This is a genomic window from Catellatospora tritici (genome assembly GCF_019083965.1).
Taxonomy (GTDB): domain Bacteria; phylum Actinomycetota; class Actinomycetes; order Mycobacteriales; family Micromonosporaceae; genus Catellatospora; species Catellatospora tritici.
The window spans coordinates 14,353-37,916 of record NZ_JAHRCY010000008.1 but is presented as its reverse complement, the minus strand read 5'-3'; the positions used below and the strand labels follow the sequence as shown (position 1 = coordinate 37,916).

Annotated in this window: 23 protein-coding genes and 1 pseudogene; 16 read left to right on the top strand and 8 right to left on the bottom strand. The window is 72.3% G+C overall.

Annotated features, from left to right (window positions below):
• Nucleotides 1-26: 26 nt before the first annotated feature.
• From asnB to KUA19_RS19315, 4 genes are read left to right on the top strand one after another with little or no spacing between them, the layout of a single operon-like run.
• Complete coding sequence (gene asnB / locus KUA19_RS19330; RefSeq protein ID WP_217397446.1) at nt 27-2,057, top strand: asparagine synthase (glutamine-hydrolyzing); 2,031 nt, start codon at nt 27-29, stop codon at nt 2,055-2,057.
• A 55-nt stretch (nt 2,058-2,112) separates the two neighbouring features.
• Nucleotides 2,113-2,613 (top strand): hypothetical protein, encoded by a 501-nt coding sequence (locus tag KUA19_RS19325; protein ID WP_217397444.1) that lies wholly within the window; start codon nt 2,113-2,115, stop codon nt 2,611-2,613.
• A gap of 9 nt (nt 2,614-2,622) precedes the next feature.
• Nucleotides 2,623-3,033, top strand: a complete 411-nt coding sequence (locus KUA19_RS19320; RefSeq protein ID WP_217397442.1) for a hypothetical protein — start codon at nt 2,623-2,625, stop codon at nt 3,031-3,033.
• Nucleotides 3,020-3,607 (top strand): carboxymuconolactone decarboxylase family protein, encoded by a 588-nt coding sequence (locus KUA19_RS19315; protein ID WP_217397440.1) that lies wholly within the window; start codon nt 3,020-3,022, stop codon nt 3,605-3,607. The genes KUA19_RS19320 and KUA19_RS19315 overlap by 14 nt, the downstream gene beginning before the upstream one ends.
• Before the next feature lies 1 nt (nt 3,608).
• Here KUA19_RS19315 and KUA19_RS19310 read toward each other — a convergent pair whose 3' ends face one another.
• The 6 genes from KUA19_RS19310 to KUA19_RS19285 all read right to left on the bottom strand — a co-directional run bounded on the left by KUA19_RS19310 (nt 3,609) and on the right by KUA19_RS19285 (nt 7,433).
• The gene (locus KUA19_RS19310; protein ID WP_217397438.1) at nt 3,609-4,460 is read right to left on the bottom strand and encodes an MBL fold metallo-hydrolase; all 852 of its coding nucleotides are present in this window, start codon (nt 4,458-4,460) and stop codon (nt 3,609-3,611) included.
• Entirely contained in the window at nt 4,457-4,846 is a 390-nt protein-coding gene (locus KUA19_RS19305; protein WP_217397436.1) for a thioesterase family protein, read from the bottom strand. Before KUA19_RS19305 ends, KUA19_RS19310 begins: the two co-directional genes overlap by 4 nt.
• Before the next feature lie 68 nt (nt 4,847-4,914).
• Entirely contained in the window at nt 4,915-5,079 is a 165-nt protein-coding gene (locus KUA19_RS19300; RefSeq protein WP_217398017.1) for a hypothetical protein, read from the bottom strand.
• A complete protein-coding gene (locus KUA19_RS19295) occupies nt 5,076-6,554 on the bottom strand; it encodes a PH domain-containing protein (protein WP_308167520.1) in 1,479 nt (492 codons plus the stop codon). The genes KUA19_RS19300 and KUA19_RS19295 overlap by 4 nt, the downstream gene beginning before the upstream one ends.
• Nucleotides 6,551-7,096, bottom strand: coding sequence for a PH domain-containing protein (locus KUA19_RS19290; RefSeq protein ID WP_372451812.1), 546 nt, complete (start codon nt 7,094-7,096; stop codon nt 6,551-6,553). The genes KUA19_RS19295 and KUA19_RS19290 overlap by 4 nt, the downstream gene beginning before the upstream one ends.
• A 130-nt stretch (nt 7,097-7,226) precedes the next feature.
• Nucleotides 7,227-7,433, bottom strand: coding sequence for an acetone carboxylase (locus KUA19_RS19285; protein ID WP_217397434.1), 207 nt, complete (start codon nt 7,431-7,433; stop codon nt 7,227-7,229).
• A gap of 806 nt (nt 7,434-8,239) precedes the next feature.
• On the opposite strand from KUA19_RS19285, the gene KUA19_RS19280 reads away from it, so the two are divergent.
• The 7 genes from KUA19_RS19280 to KUA19_RS19250 all read left to right on the top strand — a co-directional run bounded on the left by KUA19_RS19280 (nt 8,240) and on the right by KUA19_RS19250 (nt 15,461).
• A complete protein-coding gene (locus KUA19_RS19280) occupies nt 8,240-9,292 on the top strand; it encodes an AAA family ATPase (RefSeq protein ID WP_372451811.1) in 1,053 nt (350 codons plus the stop codon).
• Nucleotides 9,289-10,233, top strand: a complete 945-nt coding sequence (locus KUA19_RS19275; protein WP_217397430.1) for a DUF58 domain-containing protein — start codon at nt 9,289-9,291, stop codon at nt 10,231-10,233. Before KUA19_RS19280 ends, KUA19_RS19275 begins: the two co-directional genes overlap by 4 nt.
• Nucleotides 10,230-11,189, top strand: coding sequence for a VWA domain-containing protein (locus KUA19_RS19270; protein ID WP_217397428.1), 960 nt, complete (start codon nt 10,230-10,232; stop codon nt 11,187-11,189). Before KUA19_RS19275 ends, KUA19_RS19270 begins: the two co-directional genes overlap by 4 nt.
• Before the next feature lie 674 nt (nt 11,190-11,863).
• The gene (fabG, locus tag KUA19_RS19265; protein WP_217397426.1) at nt 11,864-12,577 is read left to right on the top strand and encodes a 3-oxoacyl-ACP reductase FabG; all 714 of its coding nucleotides are present in this window, start codon (nt 11,864-11,866) and stop codon (nt 12,575-12,577) included.
• A 99-nt stretch (nt 12,578-12,676) separates the two neighbouring features.
• Nucleotides 12,677-13,438 carry an enoyl-ACP reductase FabI gene (fabI, locus tag KUA19_RS19260; RefSeq protein ID WP_217397424.1) on the top strand — a complete coding sequence of 254 codons (762 nt, stop codon included), beginning with the start codon at nt 12,677-12,679 and terminating at the stop codon, nt 13,436-13,438.
• Between the two features lie 206 nt (nt 13,439-13,644).
• Nucleotides 13,645-14,685: a ferrochelatase gene (locus tag KUA19_RS19255; protein ID WP_217397423.1), complete on the top strand. Its 1,041-nt coding sequence runs from the start codon at nt 13,645-13,647 to the stop codon at nt 14,683-14,685.
• Entirely contained in the window at nt 14,682-15,461 is a 780-nt protein-coding gene (locus KUA19_RS19250; protein ID WP_217397420.1) for an HAD-IIA family hydrolase, read from the top strand. The genes KUA19_RS19255 and KUA19_RS19250 overlap by 4 nt, the downstream gene beginning before the upstream one ends.
• A 106-nt stretch (nt 15,462-15,567) precedes the next feature.
• On the opposite strand, the gene KUA19_RS19245 is transcribed toward KUA19_RS19250, so the two are convergent.
• On the bottom strand, nt 15,568-16,353 hold the full coding sequence (locus tag KUA19_RS19245) for an Rv1486c family protein (RefSeq protein WP_217397418.1): 786 nt from the start codon (nt 16,351-16,353) through the stop codon (nt 15,568-15,570).
• Between the two features lie 90 nt (nt 16,354-16,443).
• On the opposite strand from KUA19_RS19245, the gene KUA19_RS19240 reads away from it, so the two are divergent.
• The gene (locus KUA19_RS19240) at nt 16,444-17,262 is read left to right on the top strand and encodes a DUF3097 domain-containing protein (RefSeq protein WP_217397416.1); all 819 of its coding nucleotides are present in this window, start codon (nt 16,444-16,446) and stop codon (nt 17,260-17,262) included.
• Nucleotides 17,263-17,391: 129 nt separating this feature from the next.
• On the opposite strand, the gene KUA19_RS19235 is transcribed toward KUA19_RS19240, so the two are convergent.
• A complete protein-coding gene (locus KUA19_RS19235) occupies nt 17,392-18,708 on the bottom strand; it encodes a serine hydrolase domain-containing protein (RefSeq protein ID WP_217397414.1) in 1,317 nt (438 codons plus the stop codon).
• A 177-nt stretch (nt 18,709-18,885) separates the two neighbouring features.
• Here KUA19_RS19235 and KUA19_RS19230 point away from each other — a divergent pair, with 177 nt between their 5' ends.
• From KUA19_RS19230 to KUA19_RS19215, 4 genes and pseudogenes are all read left to right on the top strand, one after another.
• The gene (locus tag KUA19_RS19230) at nt 18,886-19,308 is read left to right on the top strand and encodes an NfeD family protein (RefSeq protein WP_217397935.1); all 423 of its coding nucleotides are present in this window, start codon (nt 18,886-18,888) and stop codon (nt 19,306-19,308) included.
• Nucleotides 19,308-20,315, top strand: a complete 1,008-nt coding sequence (locus KUA19_RS19225) for an SPFH domain-containing protein (RefSeq protein WP_217397412.1) — start codon at nt 19,308-19,310, stop codon at nt 20,313-20,315. The genes KUA19_RS19230 and KUA19_RS19225 overlap by 1 nt, the downstream gene beginning before the upstream one ends.
• 304 nt (nt 20,316-20,619) lie before the next feature.
• A pseudogene (locus KUA19_RS19220) lies at nt 20,620-21,414 on the top strand (TrmH family RNA methyltransferase); the annotation flags it as partial.
• 292 nt (nt 21,415-21,706) lie between these two features.
• Nucleotides 21,707-23,425, top strand: a complete 1,719-nt coding sequence (locus KUA19_RS19215) for a PucR family transcriptional regulator (RefSeq protein ID WP_308167519.1) — start codon at nt 21,707-21,709, stop codon at nt 23,423-23,425.
• Nucleotides 23,426-23,564: the final 139 nt, after the last annotated feature.

Genomic DNA, 23,564 nt, shown 5'->3' with positions numbered 1-23,564 from the left:
CGCTCGGGGGTGGCATGATTGCCCACGTGTGTGGACTTTTAGCCTTTTTCAGTAGCCATGCCACGGTTGATGCCTTCGCCAGACCGCTCGCCGAGGCGCTGGAAAGGATGCACCACCGCGGCCCCGACGACACCGGCCTGGAGGTCGTCGACCGCGATGCGATCTTCGCCCACAAGCGGCTCGCCATCATCGACGTCGAGTTCTCCAAGGAGCCGCTGCCCTGGCCCCCGGCTGAATCGAACGTCGACGGCGCAGTGGTCGACGGGGCACAGCCCGGCCGGTACGTGCTGACCTTCAACGGCGAGATCTACAACTACGTCGAGCTGCGCGAGGAGCTGGCGGCCGAGTTCGGCGCCCCGTTCGCGACCCTGGGCGACGGCGAGACGGTCGTGGCGGGATACCACTACTGGGGCGAGGCGGTGCTGGACCGCCTGCGCGGCATGTTCGCCTTCGTCATCTGGGACCGGCAGGAGCGGGTCGCGTTCGGCGCCCGCGACCCGTTCGGCATCAAGCCCATGCACTACCTGCAGACCGTCGACGGGCTTTACCTGGCCAGCGAGAAGAAGTCGCTGCTGCCGTTCGCGGCCAGCGCCACCGCGGGCAACGCGGGCATCGGCCCGGTCGAGCTGTCCCACCTGCTCACCTTCCAGTACGTCCCGGAGCCGCACACCCTGCACCGGGGGATCGAGCGCATCGGGTCGGGGGAGTGCCTGACCTGGCGGCCCGGGGCCGATCCGGGGGCGCGTACCGGCGGGGAGCTGACCGTGCGGCGGTGGTTCCGGCCGGTGCTGCGGCCGCGGCCGGTCAGCGACGAGCAGCGGCTGTTCGAGGAGATCCGCGAGACGCTGCGCGAGAGCGTACGGCTGCACATGCGCTCCGACGTGCCCGTCGGCGCGTTCCTGTCCAGCGGCATCGACTCCACCGCCGTGGTCGCGATGGCCCGGGAGTGGAACCCGGAGATCCTGACCTTCACCGTCGGCTTCGACGTGCCCGGCTACTCCGAGATCGAGGTGGCCCAGGACTCGGCGCGGGCCCTGGACGTCACCACCATCCCGACGAAGATCACCGCGCAGGACATGATGCGGGCGCTGCCGCGCATCGTGTGGCACCTGGACGACCCGGTGGCCGACCCGTCGCTGGTGCCGCTCTACCACGTGGCCCAGACCGCCGCCGAGCACGTCACGGTAGTGCTGTCGGGCGAGGGCGCCGACGAGTTCTTCGGCGGGTACGGCATCTACCGCGAGCCGCTGTCGCTGGCCCCGGTGACCCGGCTGCCCGCCGGGATGCGCCGCGGGCTGCGCGCCATCTCCAAGGCCATCCCGCAGGGCGTACGCGGCAAGAGCTATCTCGAACGCGGCACCACCCCGCTCACCGAGCGGTTCTGCGGCAACTCGCGCATCTTCACCGACGAGGCCGAGATCCGCCGCCTGCTGCGCCGCCCCGAGGCGGCCGAGGCCGCCGCCAAGTACACCGACGTGACCGCGCCCTACTTCGCCCAGGCCCGCGCCGACGGCCTCGACGACGTCGCCACCATGCAGTACGTCGACATCCACACCTGGCTGCGCGGCGACATCCTGGTCAAGGCCGACCGCATGTCGATGGCGCACTCGCTGGAGCTGCGGGTGCCGTTCCTGGACCGGGCGGTGTTCGACGTCGCCGCGAAGATCCCGCGCGAGCTGAAGGTGCCGCCGCGCTCGCACACCACCAAGTACGCGCTGCGCCAGGCCCTGGCCGGGATCGTCCCGCCCGCCATCGTGCACCGCCCGAAGCTCGGCTTCCCCACCCCGACCCGGGTCTGGCTGGCCGGGGAGATGTACGACTGGGCCCGCGAGATCCTGCACACCTCCGGCGCCGACGACCTGCTCGACCTCACCTACGTGGACGGGCTGCTCAAGGCGCACCGGGCGGGGGCCGCCGACAACTCCCGCAAGATCTGGACCGTGCTGGTGTTCTGCGTGTGGCACGCGATCTTCGTCGCGCGCACACTCGACCCGGGCGTCGGTCGCAACGCCTCGGCGCTGCTGACCAAGCCGGTGGTCGGCTCGATGGTTTCGTAAGTGTGAACAGCGTGCCATGCTGAGCCTCGGTACCGATACCGGCCGGGGAGGCGCGATGACGCAGGCGATCCTGTGTGGAGTGTCGTCGCTGCTCAGACCGGATCTGCTCGTCACCGCCCGAGGGTCCTGGCAGGTGCCGGGGCCGCCGCGGCTGTTCGACGCCGACGTCAGCGCGGCCTCGGTCGCGGCGCTGCCGTACCTGCGCGACCTGGTCGAGGAGTTCGCCTGGCGAGCCGACCTGCTCGTGATCGGCAGTCCGGACCTCGCCGTCCTGTACGGACCGACGATTCCACCACTGCGGCTGGCCCGCCGGCTGCGCGCCAGCGGCAGCGGTGCGGTCCTGCTGCGCTGCCCGGTCCCCTCCGGCGGCGTCGTCTCGGTGCTCATCTGCGAGGATCCGTCCGGCCGCATCCGGGCCGACGGACCCTCCGACATCCTGTTCGGACTCGCCGTCACACCCTCGACATCCCAGCTTCAAGCGGCGTTGACCCGCGAAGGTGTGCCGTTGGACGCGACCGGGTGGCTGGATCTGGCGGACAAGGCGAACGCGACCTAAGGTGCCTTCGTGCCCCTGCAAAACGATGATTCTTCCCGACCCGAGGACCTCTTCGCCGCGCTGCGGCACGCGGTCCTCGACGGTCCCGGCTCCACCCCGGCGCGGGTGCGTCAGGCGGTCGCCGCCGCCAAACTCGACGAGATCTCGCAGGAGCTGCGCGAATACGTCTCCACTCTGCGCGAGCACGCCTGGCGCAGCACCGACGAGCAGGTGCGGGAGCTGCTCGCCGCGGGCTGGTCCGAGGACCAGGTGTACGAGCTGACCATCGCCGTGGCGGTGGGCGCCGGGCAGCGCCGCGTCGACGCCGGACTGGCCGCGCTGGCCCGCGCCGAGGCGCGGCTGGCCGCCGGTTCGCCGCCCACGGTGCCGCCGCAGGCCCGCCCGACCGTCACCGGGGCGGTGACCAGTGCGGCTGCCTAGCCTGTCCCGCTCCTGGCGCTTCAGCGACCGGGTGAAGCTGAAGCTCATCCGGATCGCCAGCGGTCGCCCCCCGGCGGACATCCTCAAGATCCTGCACTACCGGCGCGAGTTCTTCGGTGAGCCGTTCACCGAGTGGGTGCACCAGGTGCTGCGCGGGCCGTCGGAGTGGAGCATCGGCGAGCGGGAGCTGATGGCCTCATTCGTGTCGCACCTCAACCAGTGCCGGTTCTGCGAGGGCAGCCACGCCGCCATCGTCGAGGTGACGCTGGGGCCGGAGCTGACCGAGGCGGTGCTCGCCGACTGGCGCACCGCCCCGCTGCGTCCCGGGCTGCGGGCCGCGTTCGCGCTGCTGGAGGTGCTCACGCTCAAGCCGGGCGAGGTGGGGCCGGAGCTGATCGAGGCGGCGTACCAGGCGGGCGTCACCGAGCGCGGCGTGCGCGACGTGATCCACATCTGCGGCATCTTCTGCACCATCAACCGCGTCGCCGACGCGGTCGACTTCGCCGTGCCCGACGACAAGGGCCTCAAGGGCGACGCCTACCAACTGCTGAAGCGGGGCTACGCCATCAAGTGAGTCAGCCGAGCGTGTTCGCCGTGGTGGCGTCCAACTGGGCGTAACCACGGCGGACCGCCAGCTCGGCCTCGCGCAGGCCCGGCCCGCCCCAGCGGGCCAGCGAACTCGCCGCGGCCACCTTCGCCACGTCGGCCCCGTCGCCGTGCGCCTCGCGGATCAGCCAGTCCAGCGCGGCCAGCTCCTCGTGCGCGATGCCCAGGAACTCCACGTCGACCAGCTCGCCGTGGCCCGGCACGATCATCGCGTCCGGGGGCACGGCCCGCGCCAGGGCCGCCAGCGTCTCGGGCCAGTCCAGCGGGAACGCGTCGCCGAACGCGGGCGGCGCCCCCTCCTCGACCAGGTCGCCCGCGACCACCACGGACCCGGTGGTGACCACCAGGTCACCCGCGGTGTGCCCGCGCCCGTGCCACTCCAGCGTCGCGGTCCGCCCGCCCACGTCCACCACGTCGCGGCGCGGCACGGGCCGGTTCGGCGGCACGATCGGCGTACGTCCCACCTCGCGGGCCAGCGTCTCGTCCTCGGTGAGCAGCTCCTGCTCCCATGCGCGCTGCCAGGCGGCACCGTGGTCGCGCAGCTCCCGCACACACTCGGTGTGGCCCCAGATCGGGGTCGCCGGACCCGCCAGGGTGGCGTTGCCCAGGCAGTGGTCGAAGTGGAAGTGCGTGTTGACCAGGCCCAGCGGCTTGGCGGTGATCCGTGCGGCGGCGTCGGCCAGCTCGCGCGCCTGCGCACCGGTCGACAGCGTGTCCACCAGCAGCGCGCCCGTGCCGCCGACGATGAGGGTGCAGTTGACCCGCAGCGTCGGATACACCAGCACGAAGACGCCGTCGGCCACCTCGGTGAAGTCGGTCATGGCTGCATCGCCTTCTCCAGGAAGCGGTGCCGGTCGACCAGCACCCGCTCCACTTTCCCCTCGGCGGCGACCGTCTCGCCGTCGCGCACGGTCACCTCGAAGAACAGGCGGCGGCCGTCGACCTTCGCGAGCAGGGCCTCGGCGGTCACCTGGCGTCCGATCGGGGTGGCCGACCGGTGCTCGAGCTCCACCCGTACCCCCACGGTGGTCTGGCCCGACTCCAGCGCCCGCGCCGTCGCCGCGACCGTGGCCGCCTCGACCAGCGCGACCACCCGCGGCGTGGCCAGCACCGGCACATCGCCGGAGCCCAGCGCCTGTGCCGTGTCGGCGTCGCCGACCGTCAACTGCACCTTCGCCGTGAGTCCCGCCGTGAGCTGCGCAGCCATGTGCCCAAGCCTAAGGCCTGGCCCGCCCGCCCGCGCTCCGCGCGGCCATGATCCTTTCCGGACTCGGGTCAGGCCTCGGCGACCCAGTAGACCTGCTTGTGGCCTCGGGCCTGCATGGTCTCGGCCAGCTCGTCGGCCTCGGCCCGGGTGGCGCAGCGGCGCACCACGTACCGGTTGCCGTTGTCGTCCTGCCGCCAGACGATCCACGGCGTCGGGGTGTCCCGGCCGGTCACGCCGCCTCCCGGGCGGCTCGGGCGCGGGCGGTCAGCTCGTCGGCCCAGGCCAGCGCCTGCGCCAGGCCACGGTGCGCGGCCACGGCCGGTGACCCGCCCGCCACGTCCACCAGCACCGTGGCCAGGCCCAGCCGGCGCTGCAGCGGGCCCTGGCGCAGCCGCACGCTCTGGATCCGGGCGTACGGCACCACGGTCAGCACCCGCGTCATCAGCCCGTCCACCGAGGCGAACGCCCCGTCGAGCAGCCCCGCCCGCAGCACCTGCTGCCGCAGCGGCGCCAGCCACCCGGCCGCGGCCGGTACCGGCTCCAGCGTCAGCGCCAGCAGATCCACGCCCGGCACCGCCAAGGGGATCAGCTCGCGGGCGGTGTCGACGGTGCCCACCGGCAGCAGCCGGTCGGTCTCAGCCCGGTTCTCCTGGCCCGGCTCGCGCCCGCGCTGCCCCGCCACCGCCAGCGTCACCCGCAGCCAGCCCTTGGCCCGCCACAGCAGCGGCCAGGTCACTGACAACGACTGGACCCGGTGCGGCGCCACCGATTGGCTGCGTGTCTCCAGCAGCCCGTGCCGGATCCGCAGCCGCCCGTCGGCGGTGCGGCCGAGTCGGAAGTTCCAGAAGTTCAGCACCCGCATCGCGGGCGCGCCGATGGTGCCCGCCACCGCGGTCACCATGCTGGCCAGCGCGAACAGGCCGAAGTCGCGGTTGAACATCAGCTGCCCGAGGATGAACAGCACCGCCAGCGGCGTGAACATCACCGGTGGGGTGAGCAGCTGGCTGCGCAGCACGTCGGTGTTGTCCACCCGGTACACGTCGGCGGGCTCGGCCTCGGGCCGGACCGCCGCGGGTTCGACCTGCCCGGCGGGCATCTCCCCGGCCCGCACCTCCCCGGCCTGCACCTCCCCGGCCTGCACTGATGTGGCCGCGGGGTGCCCGACCGCGGTCATCGCGAGCAACCTGGTGCGCAGCGAGGTCGCCTCCGCCAGCGGCAGGAACGCCAGCGGCGCCTCCGACTTGGCGCCCCCGGCCATGTCCAGCCGCAGCTCGGCCAGGCCCGCCAGGCGGGCCAGCAGCGGCTGTACCACCTCGATCGACTGCAGGCGCTCCAGCGGCACCGCGCGCACCCGCCGCGACAGCACCCCCTCGTGCACCCGCAGCTCCCGCCCCACCACCTCGTACCCGGTGAAACGCCAGGCCAGCGCCGAATAGAGCAACACCAGCACCAGCAGCGCCAGCAGCGCCTCGGCGTAGTGCGCGAGGCCGAGATTCTGCAGGCCGCGCCAGGACACCGCCGCCACGATCAGCGCCAGCGTCCGCACACTCTTGAGCACCGGGGTCAGCGGATGCAGCCGCGTACGCGGCAGCACCTGCGCACCCGCCGCAGCGCCACCCGGCCCACCGTTCGGCCCGTCGACGCCTGCTCCATCGGCCGGGTCGTCGGGCAGGGCCGGGGTGGTGCCCGACGGGCCGGGCTCGGTCACAGGCCCTCACCGGCGTTCTCACCGAGCGCGGCCAGGCGGTCGCGCAGCCGGATCGCCTCCGGCGGCGCCAGCCCCGGCACGGTGGCGTCGCTGCCCGCCGCGGCGGTGTGCAACTGCACCGTGGCCAGGCCGAACATCCGCTCCAGCGGACCGGCGGTGACGTCGACGAACTGCATCCGGGCATACGGGACGATCGACAGGTGGCGCACCATTCGGCCATGGCGTACGAGCAGGTCGCGCTCGCGCTCGGCATAGCCGTACGACCGGGCGGCCCGCACCGCGACGACGGTCCGGAAGGTGTTGACGACCAGCAGCGCCACCGCCGCCACCGGCAGCCAGCGGTAACCGAGAAACGACCAGGCCACCCCGCACGCGCCGACCAGCAGCGCGGTGTCGATGGCGATGCGGGTCAACTCCAGCCAGGCCAGCCGGGGCGAGACCGGGTGCCAGCCGCGCTGGGGCCCCGGATCCAGGGCACTGGTCACCGGCCCGCCGGACGGGACCGGATCACCGACGGGCAGTGCGGCTGACGGCTCGCTCACGCGTTCGACGATAGACGATCAGGGCACCGCCAGCGCCTCCTGAAGCGATCACCGCCCGCCGCGCACGGTGCCAGCGAGATCGAGGGTGCCAGGCGCGGTGACTGCCCCTGGTCGGCGGGCGCGGTGACGGTCAGGGGCGCGGCAGCGGCAGGGTCTCGCGGAGGAAACCGCGTGCGGTCAGGAAGTCGGACAGGACCTCGCGGTGCTCGTCGCAGGCCAGCCAGGACTTGCGCCGGTCGGGCGTGTGCAGCTTCGGGTTGTTCCAGCGCAGCTCCCACGTGGCCAGGGCACGGCAGCCCTTGCGCGAGCAGGTCAGCGGGGCCGCGTCCTCGGTCACGGCTGGCAGCGTACCGGAGCCGGGGTTGTCCCGCGAAGATCACCCGCTGCGGGCGGGGCCTTGTCTACCGGTGCGGAGTCGAGCCGGGATGCGATCTTCCTGAGGTGACGGCCCTTTTCGGCCGGATGCCGGATGCCGGGTTTCGGGGGTGGCGGTTGCAGTGTTGTGACCGGAGGTCGTGATCTTCGGCGTTCGCAGTGGTGGATGATCGGCGTTTGCGGTCGGAAAGTGGGTTTCGGCTTTGGCGCCGTGCAGTGTTTTGACCGGTAGTGGCGATCTTCGGGCCTGTTTCGGTCGATGATCGCTGTCGTCGGTCAAAAGGGCGCTGTGCAGCCGAGATAGTGACCGAAGACGGCGATCATCGTTGCGCGCCAGCCGCCAGCCGCCAGCCGCCAGCCGCCAGCCGCCAGCCGCCAGCCGCCAGCCGCCAGCCGCCAGCCGCCAGCCGCCAGCCGCCAGCCGCCAGCCGCGGCGGATGCGGGCGCCGCCGGAATCGGCCTGGAAAAGCGCAACGGCCGAGCGAGGGCTCGGCCGAGATGTTTGGCGTGCCGGGCGGCCACGGGGGAAGCCGCCCGGCAACGCCGAAATATTAACCACGCGCCGGGCGCCGAGGGAAGAGTGCGGAGCGCATCCATTCGGATGAAATCACGGACCCGAAAGATCGTTGTCTGTGATGCTGTCATAAGCGGTTTTCACACAGGTTTGCCGCATACGTCGGGCTTGTCGTGCGAGGCTGGGGTCCAGCCGCGGGTACGGCACGGCTCGGCGGGCGGCTGGACCGCGTCCGGACAGCACGTAGAGGAGCCGTGGTGCACCCGACCACCTACGACGACCCCGTCGACACTCCGCCGCCGCCCGCGCAGGCGCCGCCGGTCAGTCCCGCCCAGGACGCCACCCTCCTCGAACGTGCCCTGTTCGAGGTCAAGAAGGTGATCGTCGGTCAGGACCGGCTGGTCGAGCGCATGTTCGTGGCCCTGCTGGCGCGCGGGCACTGCCTGCTGGAGGGCGTACCCGGGGTGGCCAAGACCCTGGCCGTGGAGACGTTGGCGACCGTGGTCGGCGGCTCGTTCGCCCGGGTCCAGTTCACCCCGGACCTGGTGCCCGCCGACATCGTCGGCACCCGCATCTACCGGGCCAGCAGCGAGACGTTCGACGTCGAACTGGGCCCGGTGTTCGTCAACTTCCTGCTCGCCGACGAGATCAACCGGGCACCGGCCAAGGTACAGTCGGCGCTGCTGGAGGTGATGGCCGAGCGGCACGTGTCGCTGGGCGGCCGCACCCATGCCGTACCGGATCCGTTCCTGGTGATGGCGACGCAGAACCCGATCGAGCAGGAGGGCGTCTATCCGCTGCCGGAGGCGCAGCGGGACCGCTTCCTGCTCAAGGTGCTGGTGGGCTACCCGACCGACGTCGAGGAGCGCGAGATCGTGTACCGGATGGGGGTGACCCCGCCGCGCGCGGCGCCCATCCTGACCACCACCGACCTGATCGGCCTGCAGCAACGGGCCGACCAGGTGTTCGTGCACAACGCGCTGGTCGACTACGCGGTACGGCTCGTGCTGGCCACCCGGGACCCCGGCGAGCACGGCATGCCCGACGTCGCCCAGCTCATCCAGTACGGCGCCAGCCCGCGTGCCTCGCTGGGCCTGGTGCGCGCCACCCGTGCGCTGGCGCTGCTGCGCGGGCGTGACTACGCGCTGCCGCAGGACGTGCAGGACATCGCGCCGGACATCCTGCGCCACCGGCTGGTGCTGTCCTACGACGCGCTGGCCGATGAGGTGCCCGCCGACTACGTGGTGGGCCGGGTGCTGGCGGCGGTGCCGCTGCCCGCAGTCGCCCCGCGCCAGCAGGCGACATGACCGGCGCGGCCGCCCCGACCGCGGGCGACACCGGCTCGGCGGCGCTCAGCCGGTTGCAGCTGCTGGTCAACCGGCGTCTGGACGGGCTGCTGCAGGGTGACTATCTGGGGCTGCTGCCCGGCCCCGGCAGCGAGGCGGGCGAGTCGCGCGAGTACCGCACCGGCGACGACGTACGCCGGATGGACTGGCCGGTGACCGCGCGCACCACCGTGCCGCACGTGCGGCTGACCGTCGCCGACCGCGAGCTGGAGACCTGGCTGGCGCTGGACCTGTCGGGCAGCCTCGACTTCGGCACCGCCCGCCTGCTCAAGCGCGACCTGGTGCTGGCGGCGACCGCCGCGATGACCCACCTGACGGTACGCGGCGGCAACCGCGTCGGCGCCGTCATCGCCACCCGCGCCGGGGACCTGGTCCGCCGTCCCGCGCTGCCCGGACGCCGGGAGGCGCAGGGGCTGCTGCGTACGGTGGCGCGCCTGATCGAGGCGGAGAGCGGCGAATGGGCGGGCGGGGCGCCGGACAGCCTGGCCGGGCTGATCGACGCGCTGAACGCCCCGCCCCGGCGGCGCGGCCTGGCCGTGGTGGTCTCGGACTTCCTCGATCCGCCGGAGCGCTGGGGCTGGCCGCTGCGCAAGCTCGCGGTACGCCACGAGGTGCTCGCGGTGGAGGTGCTGGACCCGTACGAGCTGGAGCTGCCCGACGCGGGTGTGCTGGAACTGGTCGACCCCGAGACCGGTGCGCGGCACGAGGTGCAGACCGGCGACGCCCGACTGCGAGAGCGTTACCGCGCGGCGGCCGCCGCCCAGCGCGAGCGGGTCGCCGCCGCGATCCGGGCGGCCGGGGCCCGGCAGCTGCGGCTGCGCACCGACTCGGACTGGCTGCTGGACCTGGTGCGCTTCGTTGCCGCGCAGCGGCACCGCCGGGCCGGGGGAGGCAGCCGATGATCACGTTCCTGTCGCCGTGGTGGCTGGTGGGGCTGCTGCCGGTGCTCGGGCTGACCGCGGCGTACCTGGGGCGGCACCTGCTGCGGCGGTGGCGCCGCGACACCGCGGTGCCGTTCAGCAACCTGGAGCTGCTGCGCTCGCTGGTGCCGCGCGGGCTGGGCTGGCGCCGCCACGTGGCCGCCGGGCTGTTCCTGGCCGGGCTGTTCGCGCTGGTCACCGCGCTGGCGCGGCCGTCGGTGCAGACGGAGGAGCCGCTGGAGCGGGCCACCGTGATCCTGGCGATCGACGTGTCGCTGTCCATGCAGGCCGACGACGTGACGCCGACCCGGATCGAGGCGGCGCAGGATTCGGCCAAGTCGTTCGTGGACGAGCTGCCGGGCTCGTACAACCTGGGTCTGGTGTCGTTCGCGAAGTCGGCCAACGTGTTGGTGGCGCCGACCAAGGACCGGGCCGCGGTGCGGGAGGCGATCGACGGGCTGCAGTTGGCCGAGGCGACCGCGACCGGGGAGGCGGTGTTCACCGCGCTCGACGCGATCCGGTCGGTGCCCGACAACGGGGCCGACGAGCCGCCGCCGGCCCGGATCGTGCTGCTGTCGGACGGGTACCGGACATACGGCCGCTCGATCGACGAGGCGGCGGCGGCCGCGGTGGAGGCGAACGTGCCGGTCACCACGATCGCCTTCGGCACCGACGCCGGGGTGGTCGACATCGCGGGTCAGCTGCAGCGGGTGCCGGTGGATCGGCAGGCGCTGGCCGGGCTGGCCGAGACGACCGGCGGCTTCTTCTACGAGGCGGCGTCGGCGGCCGAGCTGACCCAGGTGTACCAGGACATGGGCTCGTCCATCGGGTATCGGACCGTGCCGCGCGAGATCGGACAGTGGTTCGCGGCCGCGGCGCTGCTGTGTTGCCTCGGCGCGGGCACGCTGAGTCTGCTGTGGACTTCGCGTCTGCCCTGAAGCGTCGCCGGTGCGGTCGACGGTTTGCCTGGCAATCGGGCGTACCCGGGTGGGTGATACGCCCGATTGCCAGGCAACTCCGCGCGTGCGGGCCGCGGCGGCACTGCCGCGGCGGGGCTCAGCGGCTCACTTGCTGAGCAGGATGAACAGGGCACCGACCCAGGTCGCGGCAAGGGTGAAGCCCAGGGGAGCGAGGTAACGGCTCATGACGATCTCCGGTGGCTGCTGTCGTTTCGGGGCAACAGAGGGGCACGCGGGTTCAGAGTCATGACCGGGAAATGTGCTGGCGAAGGCATGAGGCACGCGGGGCGCCCACCGCCGCGGTCAGCTGGACCGCACGGCAGAATCAGGCAAGCGCGTGTCAGATGGTTGCGCTTCGCAGAACCCGGGCATGACTCGGAGGATCGCTATCTCGCATAGCGATCACCTCCTTAAGCCGGGGTCCGACAGGCGGATCTCAGTCCGCAACCGCAGTGATCGTACAGCACCGTCACCGGCGCCCCGCATCGGCCGACCCGCCATGCCGGTGGTGTCCACCCGGTCGGGGTGTGCCGTCGTGGTTTGGAGGGTTCCTCCAAAGATGTTAGTCGGATTTGGTGCTGGGGCCGTACCCGGCAGGCCCTGACCGGCGTCCTAGGCTCAGGCCGGACACACTGACGCGCGAAGGAGTAACCGTGGCACGCACCGTCCTGGTCACCGGCGGCAACCGGGGTATCGGCCTGGCGATCGCGCAGGCTTTCGTCAAGCAGGGCGACCGGGTGGCGATCACGCACCGGGGCAGCTTCGACCCCGCGCTCGCGCCGGAGATCCTCGGCGTCACCTGCGACGTCACCGACTCGGCGGCGGTCGACGCGGCTTTCACGACGGTCGAGAACGAACTCGGCCCGGTCGAGGTGCTGGTCGCCAACGCGGGCATCACCGACGACACGCTGCTGATGCGCATGTCGGAGGAGCAGTTCACGCGGGTGCTGGACACCAACCTCACCGGCGCCTGGCGCTGCGCCCGCCGCGCGAGCACCAAGATGGTGCGCGGCCGCTGGGGTCGCATGATCTTCATCTCCTCGGTCGTCGGCCTGTACGGCGGCGCGGGTCAGGTCAACTACGCCGCGAGCAAGGCCGGGCTGGTCGGGGTGGCCCGCTCGATCACCCGTGAGCTGGGCTCCCGCAACATCACCGCCAACGTGGTCGCGCCCGGCTTCATCGAGACCGACATGACCGACAAGCTGACCGACGACCGCAAGGCCGAGATCCGCAAGGCCATCCCGGCGGGCCGCATCGCCGCGGTCGACGAGGTCGCGGGCGTGGTCACCTGGCTGGCCGGCGACACCGCCGGCTACATCACCGGCGCCGTCATCCCCGTCGACGGCGGCCTCGGCATGGGCCACTGACCCGTTCTTTCTCGTCGATCATGAACTTATGGCACGGCTCGACGGCGTGTCGTGGTCCTGGCACCGTGATCAACAAATAGTTCGTAGAGGAGTAGAGACGTGCTGCTGGAAGGCAAGCGCATCCTGGTCACCGGTGTGATCACGGAGCAGTCGATCGCGTTCAACGTCGCGAAGCTGGCCCAGGAGCAGGGGGCCACGGTCGTGCTCACCGGGTTCGGCCGGCTGTCGCTGGTCGAGCGGATCGCCAAGCGGCTGCCGCAGGCGGCCCCGGTGATCGAACTCGACGTGACCAACACCGAGCACCTGGCCGGTCTGGCCGACAAGGTGCGCGAGCACGTCGACGGCCTCGACGGCGTGGTCCACTCGATCGGCTTCGCCCCGCCGACCGCGCTGGGGGGCACGTTCCTGGAGACGCCGTGGGAGGACGTGGCCACGGCGGTGCACGTGTCGACGTACTCGTACAAGGCGCTGGCGATGGCGACGCTGCCGCTGATGCAGCGGGGCGGCTCGGTGGTCGGCCTGACCTTCGACGCCACCGTCTCCTGGCCGGTGTACGACTGGATGGGCGTGGCCAAGGCCGGTCTCGAGTCCACCTCCCGCTACCTGGCCCGCTACCTCGGTGAGCAGGGCATCCGCACCAACCTGGTGTCGGCCGGCCCGCTGCGTACCATGGCCGCCAAGTCGATCCCCGGCTTCAAGGCGTTCGAGGAGTCCTGGTCCGACCGCGCCCCGCTGGGCTGGGACCTCACCGACACCGAGCCGACCGCCAAGGCCGTGCTCGCCCTGCTGTCCGACTGGTTCCCCGCCACCACCGGCGAGATCATCCACGTCGACGGCGGCTACCACGCCACCGGCGCCTGACGGGCCCAGCCCACTCGGTCCAGCGGAGCCCGGCCGTCCCACGAGGGACGGCCGGGCTTCTGTCTTCGCGTCGATCAGGAAGCTGTGCACGGGACACGCCGTCGAGCCGTGCCACAAGTTCATGATCAACTAGGAGGGGGGTGGGGTTGTCCACAGGGGCATGGGGGCGGGTGCGGGTGGGCGGGGGTGGGATCTAGGCTTTTCGCATGTATGACGGCTTTTTGCTGCTGTCGTTTGGGGGGCCGGAGCACCCGGATGAGGTGCTGCCGTTCCTGCACAACGTGACGCGGGGGCGGGGGGTGCCGCCGGAGCGGCTCGCTGAGGTGGCCGAGCACTATCAGCGGTTCGGTGGGGTGTCACCGATCAACGCGCAGTGTCGGGAGCTGGTCGCCGCGGTCCGGGGGGACTTCGCGGCCAACGGGGTCGACCTGCCGGTGTACTGGGGGAACCGGAACTGGCGGCCGATGCTGGCCGACACCCTGGCGCAGATGCGCGACCACGGGATCCAGCGGGCGATCGCGCTGGCGACCAGCGGGTACGGGTCGTACTCGTCGTGTCGGCAGTATCTGCAGGACATCGCGGCGGCGCGGGCGGCGGTGGGTCCCCGGGCGCCGATGGTGGACAAGCTGCGGCACTTCCACGACCACCCCGGGTACGTGGAGCCGTTCGCCGACGCGGTCGCGAGCGCGTTGGCGAGCCTGGACGTCTCCGCGCACGACACCACCCGGCTGGTCTTCACGGCGCACTCGATCCCGGTGTCGATGGCCGAGTCCAGCGGCCCGACCGGCGGCCGATACGAGGCGCAGCTGCGCGAGACCGCCGGCCTGGTCGCCGAGCGGGGCGCCCCGGGGCTGGCCTGGGACCTGGTGTGGCAGAGCCGGTCCGGTGCCCCGCACATCCCCTGGCTGGAGCCCGATGTCAACGAGCACCTGAAGGTGCTGGCGAAGGAGGGCGTCACCCAGGTGGTGGTGAGCCCGATCGGGTTCGTCTCCGACCACCTGGAGGTGCTGTGGGACCTGGATGAGGAGGCGGCGGCGACCGCGCGCCAGCTCGGCCTCGGGTTCGCCCGCGCGGGCACCCCCGGCGCCGACCCGCGCTTCGTTGCGATGGTGCGCGACCTGGTACGGGAGCGGATGGAGCCCGGCACGCACCGGCGCGCCGCGCTCGGTACGCTCGGTCACTGGGATGTCTGCCCAAGCCACTGCTGCCCGCCGCCCGTGCGCGGCTCGAGAGAGGTAACCCGATGACCGAGCGTAAGCCGATCGCCGCCTGGCTCACCGATATGGACGGCGTACTGGTGCACGAAGGCGAGCCGGTGCCCGGCGCGCCGGAGTTCATCGGGCGGCTGGGCGCGGCCGGGGTGCCGTTCCTGGTGCTGACGAACAACTCGATCTACACCCCGCGTGACCTGCACGCGCGGCTGACCCGGCTCGGCTTCGAGCTGCCCGAGAGCGCCATCTGGACCTCGGCGCTGGCCACCGCGCAGTTCCTGGCCGACCAGCGGCCCGGCGGCAGCGCGTACGTCATCGGCGAGGCGGGCCTGACCACGGCGATGCACGCGGCGGGCTACATCATGACCGACTACGACCCCGACTACGTGGTGCTGGGCGAGACCCGCAACTACAGCTTCGAGGCGATCACCACCGCGATCCGCCTGATCAACAAGGGTGCGCGGTTCATCTGCACCAACCCGGACGCGACCGGACCGTCCAATGAGGGCGCGCTTCCCGCGGCGGGGTCGGTGGCGGCGCTGATCACCAAGGCGACCGGGATCGAGCCGTACTTCGTGGGCAAGCCGAACCCGATGATGATGCGCTCGGCGCTGAACCGGATCGGGGCGCACTCGGAGTCGACCGCGATGATCGGCGACCGGATGGACACCGACGTGCTGTGCGGGCTGGAGGCCGGGCTGCACACCATCCTGGTGCTGACCGGCATCTCCAGCAAGGCCGACCTGGAGCGCTACCCGTACCTCCCGTCCCGCGTGGTCAACTCCGTCGCGGACCTGACCGACGAGATCTGACCCCCCGCCACCCCGCTTCGCACACACGCCAGCCCATCCAGCGTACGGACAGTCGAAAGCTGCCCGCCGGATAGGCTGGCGTCAATGTTTAACGGGCGGGTCGGCCTCAGCCCTCGAAGGGGGCGTTGCAGGCGGCGACCAGAGCGTTGCGGCAGGCCACGGCCAGCGGCCGGAGCGCCTCGTCCCGCTGCTGCGCCTCGTGGCTGTTCAGCGCCCCGCCGGGGGCGGCCTGCCCGGCCAGCGACAGCACCCGGTCGACGACGCAGGCGCGGGCGTACAGGCGCCGGGCGCGCGGGTCGTAGCCGGGCGGCAGGTCGGTCTCCGAGTCGGGCTTGCGCAGCGCGGCCAGCGCCCCGGCCAGCTCCGGGCGCCACTGCGCCACGTCGAGCCGGACCAGGCGGGTGGTGGTCTCGGTCAGCGCGATCGTCAGCGCCCCGTCGGCCTCGCGCACCCCGACCTGGTATCCCGACGGCGCCTCCGGCAGCTCGAAGGCCCGCCACACCACGGTGGTGAAGCTGACGCCGGAGCCGGACACGTGCTGGCGGGCCTCGGGCACCAGCCCGAGCCGACTGGCGATCACCCCTTCCCCGGCCAGTAGCGCGTGGCTGGTGAACGGGCCGGGGCCGGGCAGTCCGCGCGGGTCGCCGGGGGCGGGCAGGACCAGCCGGATCTCGTCGGGGTGCAGCTTGGCGAGCACGGGCAGCGCCTCGCGCAGTTCGACCTCTTCCCGCCAGGTGCCGGGCAGGTCGCGTACGTGTTGCTCTTCCTCGGCGGTGAGGTCGTCAACGATCTCGTCAAAGGAGACCAGGCCGGCGCGCCACGCGCGGGCCCAGGTCACCAACCGGGCGGACCGGCGCGCGGTCAGGGTCACCGCTTGCGCTGCGGGGGACATGCCGACCAGCGTACGTGCCATACCGCAGGTTTGTCCCGAACCGGCGCGTCATGCCGCGCGGCAGCTGCGCTGCGGCTAAGGTGCCGACCCATGCGCTACGGCGACGATGTGCTGTCCGGATTCCACCGCAACTCCCCGCGCCGGGTCGTGCCCGAGCACGACGCCGAGCCGGGACTGGTGGTGGAAGACGTCGACAGCGGCTTCTGCGGCGAGATCGTGGGCTTCGAGCACGGCCTGGTGGTGCTGGAGGACCGGCACGGCCGCCGCCGCCTGTTCCCGCTGGAACCGGCCGCCTTCCTGCTGGAGGGCGCCGTGGTGACGCTGCGCCGTCCGAAGCCCGCCGCCGGGCCGGTCGCGCCCCGGCGGACCGCCTCGGGTTCGGTCGCGGCGGCGCCGACGCGCGCCCAGGTGGCCCGCGCGAGCCGGATCTGGGTCGAGGGCGTGCACGACGCCGAGCTGGTGGAGCGGATCTGGGGCGACGACCTGCGGGCCGAGGCGGTGGTGGTGGAGCCGCTGCACGGCGTGGACGACCTGGCGGCGCTGGTGCGCCGGTTCGCCCCCGGGCCGGAGCGGCGGCTGGGCGTGCTGGTGGACCACCTGGTCTCCGGCACCAAGGAGGCGCGGATCGCGGCGGCGGTGGACAGCCGGTACGCGCTGGTGGCGGGGCACCCGTACGTGGACGTGTGGCAGGCGGTGAAGCCGTCCCGGCTGGGCATCGAGGAGTGGCCGGTGGTGCCGTACGGCCAGCCGTGGAAGGAGGGTGTGTGCGCCGCGCTGGGCGTGGACCACCCGGCCCGGTTCTGGCGCCGCCTGCTGGGGCGGGTGAGCACGTACCACGACCTGGAGACCCCGCTGGTCAACTCGGTGGAACGCCTCATCGACTTCGTCACCACCCCCGCGGCGGACTGACCCGCCCGCCCGGATCGTTCCGCCCGCCCGGATCGTTCCGCCCGCCCGGCCGCAAGATCGTTCAAGTTGCCGGGCAATCGGGCACGTCGGCGGTCAAGATACGCCCGACTGCCCGGCAACTCGCGGGAGCTAGGGGCGTCGGGTGTGTACGAACGTGGCGATGTCGAGTTCCACCGGGGCGCCGTCGGCGTCGCGGCGAACCCGCAGCAGCTCACCGTCGTTGCTGCCGCTGTGACAGCGCCACACGTCGGCGCCGTGGGTGGTGAATCGCCACGGCGTCGCGGGCACGGTCACCGGGCTGACGACCAGTTCACCGGCGACCGCGTCGTAGCGGGCGGCGAACTCCCGGCCCATCCACCACCACGCGCCCTCGAGCTCGTGCGGCTCGGCGAGCACCGCCGCCCGCCAGGGTGAGGGGCGGACCGGCTCGGCGTCCAGCACGCTGGTGAGCAGGCGCTGGTTCAGCTCCGAAGTCTTGGTGCCGTACAGGGTGTACGCGTTACCGAAGACGACGCTGCCGGTGCGGCTGGGCCGGTGCACGATCAGGTGCGCCTGGTAGCCGGGCATCGAGCCGCCGTGGCCGACGTACACCCGCTCGCCGTGCCGCATCAGCTCCAGGCCCAGCCCGTGGCCGGTGGTCCAGGCGTCCAGGTCGCTGATGACCACCGGGGCGCACATCTCGGCCAGCGTCGCCGGGGCGAGCACGTCCGGGTCCGGGTCGGCCAGGAACGCCGCCCACACCGCCAGGTCCTCGACGGTCGACCAGAGCTGCCCGGCCGGGGCCATCGCCCCGGTGTCGGTGCGCGGCTCCTCGCGCAGCACCCCGGTCCACGGATGCACCACGTAGCCGCGTACGAACGGCTCGGTCGCGGTGTAGCCGGTGCGCCGCATGCCCAGCGGCTCCAGCAGCCGCTTGGTGACCAGCTCGGGCCAGTTCAGCCCGGTGATGCGCTGCGCGACGCCGCCGAGCAGCCCGTAGGCGAGGTTGGAGTAGTGGTAGCTCCGGTGCGGCGGGTAGGCGATCTTGTCCGGGGTCAGTGCGGTGAGCAGGCTGTCCAGGTCGCCGCCGTCGTGCCGCTCCCACCACGGGCCGTCCGGCTCCCGCTGCAGACCCGACACGTGCCCGAGTAGCTGCCGCAGCGTGATCGCGCTGCCCACGGGCGTGCCGGGCAGGTGCCGGTAGAGCAGGTCGTCCAGGGACAGATGGCCCTCGTCGCGCAGCTGCAGCAGCAGCACCGCGGTCATGGTCTTGGTGATGGACCCGATCCGGAAGTGGGTGTCGGGGCCGGGCATGGCGCCGGTCGCCGGGTCGGTCCCGGCGGCGGCCAGGTGCAGTGACCGGCCGTCGCGCAGCACGGCCGCGGCCAGACAGGGGGTACGACCCTGCGCCTGTGTCCGGGCCACCAGGTCGTCGACGTGGGCCGCGGTGTGTGCCAGCAGTGTCATGACGTGCTAAACCTCCGGCGGTCAGTGGTGCTCGCCAACCTAACCGGACAACGCCGTCCCGTTGTGTCCGTTACCGCCGTCGGCTCTACGGACCGCTCGATCTGTCCGAACGTACGACCTGATCCACACCCCCCACCACTGGCGCGGACGTGACACGATCAGCACGTGGAAGATTGGATGTGGTGGCTCCTCCTCGCCGCCGCGCTCGTGATCGCAGAGTTGTTCACGATGACCTTCGTGCTGCTGATGATCGCAGCCGGAGCGTTCGCGGCCTCACTGACGGGCCTGGTCGGGTTTCCGGGCTGGGTCCAGGGGATCGTTTTCATCGTCGTCTCCACGCTGTCGCTGGTCGTGGTGCGCCCTTGGCTGAAGACCCGCTGGTTCAGGGGTGACGCCGACAACGTCACGATGGGGCTGTCCGCCGTCGAAGGCGCCGACGCGTTGGTGGTCGAGCGGGTCGACAGCGAGAACGGTCTCGTGAAGATCGGTGGCGAGCTGTGGCGCGCCCGGCCTTACGACGCGACCAAGTCCTATGTCCCGGGCGACCGGGTCCGAGTAGTGAAAGTGGACGGCGCCACGGCGCTGGTCTGGAGGGATTGATGGAACCAATCATCACGGCTTTCGTCGCCATCGTGGCGCTGATCGTCCTGATCACCCTGATCAAGATGGTCAAGATCGTGCCGCAGCAGCGCAACGACGTGGTCGAGCGACTGGGCAAGTACAACCGTACGCTGACGCCCGGTCTGAACATCCTGGTGCCGTTCATCGACGCCATCCGTACCAAGGTGGACCTGCGTGAGCAGGTGGTGAGCTTCCCGCCGCAGCCGGTGATCACCTCGGACAACCTGGTCGTGTCGATCGACACCGTGCTCTACTTCAAGGTCACCGACCCGGTACGGGCCACCTACGAGATCGCCAACTTCCTGCAGGCGATCGAGCAGCTGACCGTCACCACTCTGCGCAACGTGATCGGTTCGATGGACCTGGAGCGGTCGCTGACCAGCCGCGAGGAGGTCAACCGGCAGCTGTCGGCGGTGCTCGACGAGAACACCGGCCGCTGGGGCGTCAAGGTGACCCGCGTCGAGATCAAGGCGATCGAGCCGCCGCCGAGCATCCGCGACTCGATGGAGAAGCAGATGCGCGCCGAGCGTGACCGCCGCGCCGCGATCCTCACCGCCGAAGGCCACAAGCAGTCGCAGATTCTCACCGCCGAGGGTGAGAAGCAGGCGGCGGTGCTGCGCGCCGACGGTGAGCGCCAGGCCCGCATCCTGCAGGCCGAGGGCCAGGCCAAGGCGATCAAGCTGGTCGTCGACGCCATCCACGTGTCCGCCCCCGACAACAAGGTGATGGCGTGGCAGTACCTGCAGGCGCTGCCGCAGATCGCCGCGGGCGCGTCGAACAAGCTGTGGATCGTCCCGGCCGAGCTGACCCGGGCGCTGGACGGCATCGCGTCCACGTTCGGCGGGCTCGTGCCCGACCCGGCCGCGGCCGCCGCGGCGCGTGACTCGGGCGCCGAGGTCGAGGCCGAGGCGCAGCGGGTGGCCCAGCAGGCCGCCCAGGCGGTCAAGGAGATCGAGATGGAGACCAGCCGCCTCCCCAAGGAGTGACGGCCGGGTCGACCAGTGCGGGGCGGGGGGGGCCGCGGCCCCGGCCCCCACCCGGTTCGCCCCCCCCCCCCCACTCTCTGTCGGCCGTTTTCTACCTTTGGGGCCGGGGTCGCGAAGCGCCCCGGCCCGCACTCTTTTCCGCCCCGATCCCACAACGTGGACGTTGATCGTTCGAGTTGCCGGGCAATCGGGGGAATTCGAGCCCAAGATACGCACGATTGCCCGGCAACTCCGATGATCTTGAGAGTCGACCGGCGGACGCGTCCGGTGACGGGTGGGTGGGGTGGTCCGGCAGAATCAGGACGTGGAGCTGATCACCGATCCGGGCGACGAGCGCATCGCCGACTACCGTGCGCTGACCGACGTCGAGCTGCGGACCAGGTGGGAGCCGCCGCACGGGCTGTTCATCGCCGAGGGTGAGCTGGTCCTGCGGCGGGCGCTGCGCGCCGGATACCAGCCGCGTTCGTTCCTGGTCGAGGCCAAGCGCGCCGACCAGATCGCCGACCTCGTCGGCGCCCCGCTGTACGGCGCCGACCCCGACGTGCTGGAGCAGGTGACCGGCTTCCACGTGCACCGGGGCGTGCTGGCGAGCTTCCACCGCCGCCCGCTGCCACCGGCCTCGGAGGTGCTGGCACAGGCCCGCCGCGTGGTGATCCTCGAGGACATCAACAACCACACCAATCTCGGCGCGATTTTCAGGGGCGTGGCCGCGCTCGGCGTCGACGCCGTCCTGCTCTCGCCGACCTGCGCCGACCCGCTCTACCGCCGCAGTGTCCGGGTCAGCATGGGCGAGGTCTTCGCGATCCCGTACGCGAAGCTGGAGCCGTGGCCGGAGGCGTTGTCGCAGGTCCGCGACGCGGGCTACACCGTCCTGGCGATGACTCCGGCCGCTGACGCGGTGGCGATGCAGCGGCTGACCGCCGACCAGCGCCTGCGTCCCGCCCTGCTGATGGGCGCGGAGGGCCCCGGCCTGTCCCGCCAGGCGCTGGCCGCCAGCGACCTGCGGGTGAAGCTGCCCATGCGCCGGGGCGTGGACTCGCTCAACGTCGCGGCCGCGACGGCGGTGGCCTGCTGGGAGCTGAGCCGCGAGGACGACCTCGATCCCGGTGCGGCTGGAGCGCACGCGATGTCGGCTGATACCTACGAGGGCCGTCATGAGGCTGGCGCCGAGGAGATGGTCGGTCGGCACGGGGTCTCGGCGGAGGAGACCGTCGAGGACGCGCGGGCCGCCGCCGCACGGGCGGCCTGGAGCGTGCCGGACGAGGACCGGGCGGGGCGGATCGCGGCGGCCGATGCCGAGCGCCTGCTCGCGACGAGGTGGCGGGCCGACTCTGAGCCAGGGCCAGGGCGCGAGCGGGAGCTGCTGCTCGGCGGCGAGGACCGGGGCTGACGTGACCGCTGTCTTCCCGACCGTGCGCGAGGTGATCGCGCTGGATCCGGTCCGGGTGGGTGCCCCGCGCCTGGTGGCGGGGGAGGCGGGGCTGGACCGCCCGGTGCGCTGGGTGCACTCGGCCGAGGTGCCCGACATCGCGACCCTGCTGCGCGGCGGTGAACTCGTGCTGACCACCGGCATCGGCCTGCCCGCCGACGACGCCGGGGTGCGCGCCTTCGTCAACGACCTGGCCGAGGTGGGCGTCTCCGGCCTGGTGGTGGAGCTGGGGCGGCGCTACACGGCCAGCGTGCCCCGGGTGATGGCGGCGGCCGCGCAGAAGGCGGGCCTGCCGCTGATCGAGCTGCGCCGCCCGACCCCGTTCGTGCGGATCACCGAAGCGGTGCACGCGCTGATCGTGGACGCGCAGCTGGCCGAGCTGCGCGCCACCGAGGAGATCCATCAGCGGTTCACCGAGCTGAGCGTGGAGGGCGCCGAGCCCGCCGAGGTGGTGCACCAGGCGGCGCAGTTGGCGGGCTGCCCGGTGGTGCTGGAGAACCTCGCCCGGCAGGTGCTGGCCTACGACGCGGCCGGGGACCGGGCGGAGCTGCTGCTGGAGAGCTGGGAGCAGCATTCGCGCCGGGTCCGCCCGCAGCAGGCGGGTGCGGGCCGCACCGGCTACGACCCGGACACCGGGTGGCTGGTGACGACCGTGGGCGCGCGGGGGCAGGACTGGGGGCGGCTCATGCTGCGCTGGCCCGCCTCCGGCAGCGAGGGGGACCGGGCCGTGGACGACGCGGGGGTACGCGACGACGCCGGCGCCCCTGACGCCATACCCGGCGAAGCCCCGACCGCTGCGCTCCAGCCGCCGACGCGCCTGGTGATCCTGCTGGAGCGCGCCGCCTCGACGCTGGCGCTGGGTCGCCTGATCCGGCGCGACGCCGAGGGGCTGGAGCGGCAGCTGCACGCGACCCTGCTGTCGGCGCTGCTGGACCACAGCCTGCCGGTGTCGGAGGTGGCGCTGCGCGCGGGCGCGCTGGGGGTGACCCTGGAGCGGCGCCGCCTGGTCGGGGTGGTGGTGCGCCAGCGGGGGGAGCAGTTCCCGGCGGGCACCGAGGCGGCGCAGACGCAGCTGCGCGACCTGGCCGACGCCGTCTCCCAGGCGGTACGCGACGCGAAGCTGACCGCTCTGACCAGCACCATCGACGACCGCGCGGTCGGCGCGCTGCTGGCGATCCGGGGCGAGGAGCAGCAGGCGCTGGAGACGTTCGCGACGGCGCTGCACCGGGGGCGGCCGGAGGTGCTGGTCGCGGCGGGCACCGGCGTGGACAGCCCGCGTGACGCGCGGCGGTCGCTGGTGGAGGCGCGGCAGGTGGCCGAGGCGGCCCGGCACGACCTGGGCGGGGCGTTGGTGCACCGGCTGCCCAATCTCGGCCTGGCCGGGCTGCTGCACCTGCTGCGCGACGAGCCGCGGCTGCAGACGTTCGTGGAGCGCCAGCTCGGGGCGCTGCTGGCGCACGACGACGCGCACCCGAAGGACGTGCTGCTGCCGACGCTGCGGGTGTTCCTGGAGTGCGGTCGCAACAAGTCGATCGCGGCGAGCGCGGCGCACCTGTCCCGCCCGGCGTTCTATGAGCGGCTGGCTCGCATCGAGCGGATTCTCGGAGTAGACCTGGATTCGGTGCAGTCGTGCCTGTCACTGCATGTGGCGCTGCTGGCGAGGGATGCCTTGCGGGACTGACCCCGCACCTTCGATTCGTAGGTCAACTGGTGGGTACGGTGGCCGGCGGGTTGACGACCTGTCAGGTCGACACGGCGGCACCTGGCAGGATGTAGCTTGCCCGGCCACCGGCGTACTGAGAGCGTCATGGTGACCTGAC